Source organism: Caldisphaera sp. (assembly GCF_046536515.1).
Classification (GTDB): domain Archaea; phylum Thermoproteota; class Thermoprotei_A; order Sulfolobales; family Acidilobaceae; genus Caldisphaera.
Window position 1 is genome coordinate 1 of record NZ_JAWDMQ010000052.1, and the last position, 8,507, is coordinate 8,507.

Sequence of the window (8,507 nt, forward strand, 5' to 3'; positions counted from 1 at the left end):
CAACCATTTATAGAACCTGCAACAGGTCCATTGCTTTTAGCTGGATAATATGCTACCCCTCCAGCTCTAGGCCACATAGTGCCTAATTCAATAACAACTAGCGCAACAGGCAAAATTAATAGTAGCGCAACAATCCATGATAAAATTCCTGCAGGTCCATCATAACCTAAAACATAAACTGGAATAAATGCAACAGCATCTCCAACTATTGCTCCTAATGTTAAAAATAATACATGCCAAAATCCAAGCTCTTTTCTAAAACCCATATGACCACCATTCTCACATTTATTACCATATTTAAACTTAAAACAATAAGTTTTTAAGCTTTTATAATTGTTAACTAATAGAGCAATCATTAGAAATAATATTATCAAATAATACACAAATTATCTCATTACTTTTTAGAGTTACGAGACTAAAACACATTTGATTTTAATAGTTATTAGAGCAAATTGAATTACTATATTGAGAATTTAATAATAAAACTATCTTAATATATTTTGGATAATTTGTATATAAACAATGTTATATGTTGATTCAGCGGAAAAAATATAAAAAAATAAAACCCAATAAAATTCACAATAAGGCGAAGGTGAGCAGTAGATGAATTCCTTTGATAAAGCCATATTAGGTGCAGGCTGGGCTGGTTTGTTAATTGCACAGAGAGAACAAAAAATAGGCATAAAAAATTTGACTTTAATAGAAGCAGATAAAAAGGAAAATTTTGGAGGTTTATTAAAAAGTATTGTGATAGACGGTTTTACCTTTGATATTGGAGGGCCACATTTAATCTTTAGCAAAGATAAAACTATTCTATCAGAGATTGTTAAATTACTCGGAGAAAATTGCTCACTTAAGGTAAGAAACAATTTCGTTTATTATGATAACGAATTTGTTCCCTATCCATTTGAGAATGGAATTTATAAACTATCTCCAGAAAAACGGGTCAAATTCATAAAAGGGATAATAGAACGCATGATATATATTGCTAAAAACGATGTTTGGAAGCCTGAAACATTTCTTGATTGGATTATTGGTTTTTTTGGAGATTATATGGCTAATGAATATTTAATACCCTACAATAAGAAGATCTGGAAAAGACCTTTAGATAAAATAGCTTCAGATTGGGTATTCATACCTGGTAGACTTCCATTTCCCAATCTTGAAGCTATGATAAAGTCAGCAGCTGGAATCCCTAACATCGGATATGAAGAACAAGCAAATTTCTATTATCCTAAAAGAGGTGGTATTCAATCTCTATTCAATTCCTTGTTTGATAAAGTAATAAATAATGGTATACGGGTTATTGATAATGAAAGAATAACAAAAATTGATATGCTCCCAAATGGTAAATTTTTAATAAATGAAAAATTCGAGGCGAAAAAGATTGTAAATACAATACCATTACCAGAAATTTTAACATCGTTAGGCAAAAATGATGAATATTATAATTTAGCAAACAAATTTGATTATAATAGTGTAGTAATTGTTGGAGTAGCGATTAATTCTAAAACTCCAGAACAAACAACTATCTATGTTCCCGATCCAAAAATTATATTTCATAGATATACTTGGATGAGCTCTTTAATTCCTTCATCAGATCCTAGTAAAAGCAATCTTATAGCTGAGATTACTGTTCCGAAAGGAGAAAGGATTGATACTAAAAAGATTAAATTAGAGACTATAAAAAATTTGGCAGATATTGGTGCTATAAAAGATGAAAATGATGTAATATTTTCAAAAGCCTGGATAAATAAATATGGCTACCCCATATATACGCTAGATCATAATTATGTAAGGAATGAAGCTACACATATATTAAAGGAAAATGGCATTATTTCAGTCGGGAGATGGGGCTCATGGCACTATTGGAACACAGATATGGTTTATAAAGCTGTTTATGATGTTGAGATATAAGACATAAATAATATAATAGAATATGTGAATTACTCGACCCTTATGGACGTAACATATTGATATCATAATAAAGATTTCTTACTTTTCAGGATAATCTTGGTTCCCTTTCACACATAGCAATAGTTCTATTAAACAGAACCATTTTGCAATATCCATGTTAAAAAATGTTTACATAAGATATACTCTCTATATACTTAATTTCCTTCACTCCCATAGATACGACTTATCTCTTACAGCCTACGTCTAAGTATAAATTGAAAATTATAAAAACTCTTTATAAAGGCCTATCCATCTTATCTATTACGAAAGGAAACCTTTTGCTACCTCATCCTCCAAAAAGCTAAATATAAATTATATAATATTTAGAACTAGAAAAAATCAGTAGTTATGTTTTTGTTTATTTTTCTAATCTTCAAAAAAATTCAGTTCTAGAGGTTAGCCAGAGCTATAGGATAATTATTTTTGTTGATAGAAATAAATATGGGCTAATAGGTATTTTAACCCACCACAACTGAAACATGAGTTGAGTACTATTGAACATCCTGCCAAACTAGAATATAGATTAAGCATATAAAATTAATTTAAAAATAATTTTAAAAGTCTTTCTTATTAGTTAAAAATCATTAAAGTATTTTGATTATTAATAAATTTTGCTTTAAATTCTAATCTTATAAATTAACTACAGCTTCCAAAAGGAATATCTAATTCTTTCGCTCTATTCAAAATTTCTCTAGGTAATTCTGTATAATTAAAACATGGTTTATTCTTTGTTGATTCTTTAATAATTCTCAATCCTATTTCTCTTAAATCTGATGTCCCATAATTTTCAAGAGCAACCTTTTCTAAAGCTTTCTTTGCTTCTCTTTCACCTTTTTCTGATAATATTTTAAAATAAAATGACTTACGGAATAAATTATTTAATGCAACTCTTTCAGGTTTTTTCACCGAAGCCATATGATAGTCTAAAGGTTCATAACTTAGATCAATTCTTTTATAATACAATGGAGAATACAGATAATCAATTTTTCCATCAAATAAATATTTTAATTTTCTAGACCATGTAAAGAGCCAATGTTCTACATGATAATTATAATTACATCTATGGGAAAGATCACCACATAATGCTATCCAGGGCCAATAAACTAAATAATAATATTTATCATTATAATGATTATTTAAAAATTCTTTAATTTTTATTTTTAGTTTATCATTACCAATAAAATCAGGATCAAATATTAAAACATATTTATAATTAACATATTTTAAAGCTGTATCTCTAGCAATTTTTTGTCCTAGCAATGGTTGTCTAATAATTTTCATTGGAAACTCTTTTGAAAGTTTATTTAGTATATCAACAGTTTCATCATCCGATGAATCAACCACAATAAATTCATCTACAATATCTGAAATGCTTTTAATTGATAATTCAATCCAATCCGATTCATTATAAGATATAACCATCGCGCTTATTCCTTCTTTCTTTTTCTCTCTGTTTGAATTTACTATTAATGTTTCAGTTAAAATAGTAGATACTATACTTCTAACTAATTTTGTCCCCCTTTTTCCAAGTATTTTTCTTCTTCCTGTCTTATAGAGTTTCGTCATTAAATTCATAATTCATCATCTATATAAAAAATATACAAAATTTAAAACTTTACTTATTATTATTTTGGCTTTTCAAATTAAAATAATATTATTTACTGATAAATTCTAAAAAATTTAATTGTTATTATTAATATTATGTTTACCTCTTAGCAAAGAAGCTATTGCAGCAACTAAGACTATTATCGATGAAATTATTAATACAGATCTAAGTGCATACATAAAGGCCGGAGCAATAACTCTTGGAAACCAAGTATTACTTAATACAGAAGATAATCCTGATGGATCTATATTGCTTAGCTCTGAATACAATTGTGGAAAGCTACTTAATAAGCTTTGCATTGGATTATATCCTAAAAATGCTGCAAATAAAGCCGCTGTAGGTGGCATTTTAGAAACTAAATCAGCTATATTACTTGGGAATCCAGCTGATATTAAACCATTATAAAGTGCTGCAGGTAATTTTTGCTCAAAAGCTGATAAAAGCAATGAGAAGTACATTGCTATACTAACAGTATTAGCTATATTTGTCATCACTGACCTCATTCCAGAAGCCACGCCTCTGTGATTTGCAGGTACTGAATTCATTATTGATGCCGTATTCGGTGATACAAATAGTCCATTTCCTGCTCCAGCTAAGAAAATGAAGAAAGCAAATTCAGCATATGGAAAATCGTAATTTAATTTCATCATAAGTATAAAAGATATCATAACTACCAACATACCAGCTGTTGCTAAACCTCTAGCACCATATTTATCAGATAAGGTACCGCTTATTGGTCCAAATAAAACAAACCCAATCATTAATGGGATCATATATATGCCTGCCCAAAGTGGTGTAACACTAAATGAATAGTCGTGTAAAGGTAACCATATGCCTTGCAGCATAACTATTAATACAATCATCAGACCACCATATGCTATACCTGAAAGTAGAGCCGCAAAAATACCTGCTGAAAACTGTCTTGATTTAAATAGCTCAAGCCTAAACATAGGATATTTAACTTTCATTTCAATAAATGGAAATGCTGCTAATAATGCAAAGCCTGAAACCATTAATCCTATAACTTTGGGGTTATACCAACCCAATGGCATGTTCTTATATGGCTCCAATGCGTAAGTTATACCTGCTAATAATAATACAATACCTAAAATAAAATCAATATTTCCATATATATCTATTTTTTCGTTTTTATTCGGTAAACTAATTTCCCTAAGAGATTTATATGACCAAATAATTCCAGCTAATCCAAATGGCACGCTAATTATAAATACGAGCCTCCAATTAATTGTTGCCAAAATACCTCCGACTATTAAACCTAAAATACTACCTAACAAGCCAGAAATTTGATTCAAGCCTAACGCTTTACCTCTTTCAGTTATTGGAAATGCGTCTGTTATTAAAGCAACACTATTTGCCATTAATAATGATCCCCCAACTGCCTGAATAACTCTAAAAGCTATTAGTTCAGATGCAGCAAAATTTCCTTTACCAAAAGTAATAGATAAAAGGACTGATCCTAATGTAAAAATTATGAATCCAAGCCTGTAAAGTTTTACTCTTCCATAAATATCTGATAGCCTTCCTATTGATACAACTAATGCAGATGTTGTAACTCCATAACCCATTAATAACCACAATAGATAATCAAAAGATGAGGGAGATAACGGATTTATATCAATACCTCTAAATATAGCCGGTAATGCAATTAATAAAACTGTAGAATTCATCATTCCTATTAATATGCCTAAAGTTGTATTAGATAGCACTGTCCATTTATATTCCATGCTTTTCACCTTAGTATATTTTTCATTTATATTTCCCACAGATACATGAATTATAGAAGTTTATAAACTTTGAAGAAAAAATAAAAATATTAATTAAAATATTTTATTTATCCTTTAGACCACCAATAAAATAGAGAATCTCCTCCACCACCAATCATTGGATTCTCTTGATAGCTTATTTGATTTTTATAAGGTATCATGTATGGTTTAATTATCCAATACATATTTTCTTGATAAGTATAAACGTACAAATAAAGATTAACAGCTATTTGCTCAGCCTCTTTATAATAAACAGCTGCTAATTCATTATTACCTGATAGAGCTGCATTATTTGCCTCTACTATCAATGTGTTTAATTCGTTGTATTCCTGAGATTCGTTAGCAAATAGATTTGCTAAATAAGTATTACCTTGTGAAGCAAAGTATTTGCTAAGATTTTCAAAATATGACACGTTCCATCCTGCTCCAGCTGGGAAGAATCCTCCTTGTAAATACATAGCATTTGTAAAGTCTGATGCTAACGGAAAGTCTGCTATCCAACCCCCAGTAAATATTGGCTGGCCATTTAATCCTGGAACCCAATAACTCATCATAGTCGACCCAGGCATATAAACTGGAGTTGCTTGTATATTGGGATCCATTTCATTTAATAATTGTGACCACATTTGAGCTCCAGTAAAATCTGTTATATCTCCGCTGAATATAACTATTGGGAATTTAACGCTTATATTATAGAAACCTGATTCTTCCATTAATTGTTTAGCATAAGTTAAGTTAAATGTTGGACAACCTGTTAATTCACTTGGAGGTACATAATATGGCAAACCGGGTATTATAACACCACAATAATAATTACCAAAATTGAAATGGTATTTTTCATTACCCAGAATATCATTTAAATATTCTGTATAGTTAAAAGCATAAGCAAAAGCTTTCCTAACCAATGGGTTTGCGAAGTAATATGATGGTATATTATATTGAGTTCCTAAAGCTTTTAAATTAGGTTGACTTATATTTGCATTAAAGACATAGAATAGCTCAGTTAAAGCCGGGAACGAATAAATTTTTGCTTGACCCTGGCTTTCTAATTGTTCTGCTAATGGTATATATTGAGTTGGTATATCCTCTAATATATCAGCTTGACCAGATGCAAACATTTCATACGCGGTATTTGGATCTTTAACCCAGTATATTATAACTGTGTCGTTTGGTTTGGGTACCCCCGGAGTACCATTAAAGTATGGATTTGGTACCATAACAATACTTTGTCCCGGTGTTAATGACTTTACCATATATGGACCCGAACCCATAGGACTCCAATCAACAACTTGGTTATAATTACCTACATTTGCCTGTTGTTCGTATTGATAAAATCCTGCTGGTGTGAAATTAATACCAGCACCTACTTGCTCTAACCATTTGGCATCCAATATACCTGTGCTTAACGGGTCAGCAAGTGCAGTAAATAATGCCTGTGGAGCGGTGGGTCTATATAAATGAAATATTACTTCATTTGTTTGATTATTATAAGTTACCGAATTCATTATCTCTTCATAGGCTTGAGTATCATTTGGCGATGAAACTATTGGGACTCCAGCTGTCACATTAGGTACTAAATATTGAGCAATTATCCAGTCAGGTGTGCCAGGAAGGCCTCCAACAAATAGTAAAGCCCTTATTATAGAATACCAAACATCGTAAGCTGTTACAGGATCTCCGTTAGAAAAGTATAAACCAGATCTTATAGGGAAAATATATTCAGTATAGTTATTTCTTATTAAACCATTTTGAATCGATGGTACTTCAGACGCAGCATATGGAATAAAAGACGTAGTATTTGATCCATTGTATAGCAATAATGTTTGATAAACGTTGGCTATAACTTCAAATCCTACTACCTCATAATCTATGTCTGGATCTAAAGAATATGGCCCTCCAGGTTGATTCTCTGCTACTTGTATTACGCCAGGATTAGGTATATTGCTTGAAAACTCAAATAATGCAAAATTAATACCATTACCTGATACAGCAACTGTTTGATATGTTGTATAATTATACGTTTGCCCTGATGATAAGTTTTTAGTAATAACTGTTAAAGATACTGCATATAATCCAGGTTGACTATATGTAACGTTAACTGGATTTAAAACAGGTAAGAAAGTTGTTTGATTTGCCATAACTGTTTGTGTTTGTCCATTACCAAAATTCCATAAATACTCATAAATTGTCATGTTTTGACCTGATGGTGGCTGTAAGAAACCTCCTAATAAATAAACTGTTTCACCTGTTGTGAAAACTGGGGCTGTTGGGTTTTTGCTTATGTTAAATGTAATTGTTGGAACAGTAACTTTTCCCAACAGATTAGAAGGTATATTTGGGGCGACAACTAATTCCAATAAACTACCGTACGAAGTTCCAATTAATCCTTTAGATGAATATAATTCATATGAAATTAAATAATGGCCCGGAAACTTATAATTCGCATTTACATATGAATTTGTTGTATTTATTATAGACCCATTTCCCAAAATTACTAATGCATATTGCCCACTTTTAACTGGAATATTAATAGATACTGAACTATTTGACAAAATAACGAGCGATGAAGGAGTTGGTGGAGATAATTGTTGCAATTGTTTAACACTAGATGTGGTTGAGGTAGATGATGTAGATGTTGAGGTAGTTGAGGTAGATGATGTAGTTGTACTTGTTGAGGTAGTTGAGGTTATGACCGTTTTCTTCTTTTGACTTACAAAGTAAGCCCCAATACCAATAATAACTATTACAACAATTATTATTGCAATTACTCCTTTTGAAACGCTTTTCATACCCTCACCTTCTCTTTAAAATATGAAGAATTCGTGCCCACTTAAATATTTTTCCACTTTATAAACACCCTAACTTTTTATGCCCTAAAGTGTTTCTTAGATGTAATTCATAGATTTGCAATTTATTGCTTTCATTTTCATCATTACATAGGTAGTGAATAAAAGTCGCCTATTCAGTTTCTAATATTTAGACCAAAGAAATACCTTCAACATATTACTTATATCTATGATTGTTATAATCTTATTTCAAAGTTTGCTTAGGATTGGGTTACATTTGTCTATGTTACTCTAGAAGAAAATTCTTTATTTAATCTTTTTAAAAATTTATGTCCCTAGAAAGGGCAAAGTTTTTGTTTTTATTATCATATTTAA

5 protein-coding genes are annotated in these 8,507 nt (G+C 30.6%); 1 reads left to right on the forward strand and 4 read right to left on the reverse strand.

What is annotated here, in order from left to right:
- The coding region (locus RXO53_RS06840; protein ID WP_410713490.1) for an amino acid permease at positions 1 to 266 on the reverse strand (266 nt) is incomplete at its 3' end.
- A gap of 337 nt (positions 267 to 603) precedes the next feature.
- Between RXO53_RS06840 and RXO53_RS06845 the strand changes: the two genes are divergently transcribed.
- Complete coding sequence (locus RXO53_RS06845; RefSeq protein WP_410713491.1) at positions 604 to 1,917, forward strand: protoporphyrinogen/coproporphyrinogen oxidase; 1,314 nt, start codon at positions 604 to 606, stop codon at positions 1,915 to 1,917.
- A gap of 675 nt (positions 1,918 to 2,592) precedes the next feature.
- On the opposite strand, the gene RXO53_RS06850 is transcribed toward RXO53_RS06845, so the two are convergent.
- From RXO53_RS06850 to RXO53_RS06860, 3 genes are all read right to left on the reverse strand, one after another.
- Positions 2,593 to 3,522 carry a glycosyltransferase gene (locus RXO53_RS06850; protein ID WP_410713492.1) on the reverse strand — a complete coding sequence of 310 codons (930 nt, stop codon included), beginning with the start codon at positions 3,520 to 3,522 and terminating at the stop codon, positions 2,593 to 2,595.
- Positions 3,523 to 3,636: 114 nt separating this feature from the next.
- Positions 3,637 to 5,307 carry an MFS transporter gene (locus RXO53_RS06855; protein WP_410713493.1) on the reverse strand — a complete coding sequence of 557 codons (1,671 nt, stop codon included), beginning with the start codon at positions 5,305 to 5,307 and terminating at the stop codon, positions 3,637 to 3,639.
- A gap of 107 nt (positions 5,308 to 5,414) precedes the next feature.
- Positions 5,415 to 8,135 (reverse strand): ABC transporter substrate-binding protein, encoded by a 2,721-nt coding sequence (locus RXO53_RS06860; protein ID WP_410713494.1) that lies wholly within the window; start codon positions 8,133 to 8,135, stop codon positions 5,415 to 5,417.
- Positions 8,136 to 8,507 lie beyond the last annotated feature (372 nt).

Coding starts and splice junctions, on each gene's coding strand:
- RXO53_RS06855 (WP_410713493.1), bottom strand. CDS start 5,307: ATGGAATATAAATGGACAGTGCTATCTAATACAACTTTAGGCATATTA.
- RXO53_RS06845 (WP_410713491.1), top strand. CDS start 604: ATGAATTCCTTTGATAAAGCCATATTAGGTGCAGGCTGGGCTGGTTTG.
- RXO53_RS06850 (WP_410713492.1), bottom strand. CDS start 3,522: ATGACGAAACTCTATAAGACAGGAAGAAGAAAAATACTTGGAAAAAGG.
- RXO53_RS06860 (WP_410713494.1), bottom strand. CDS start 8,135: ATGAAAAGCGTTTCAAAAGGAGTAATTGCAATAATAATTGTTGTAATA.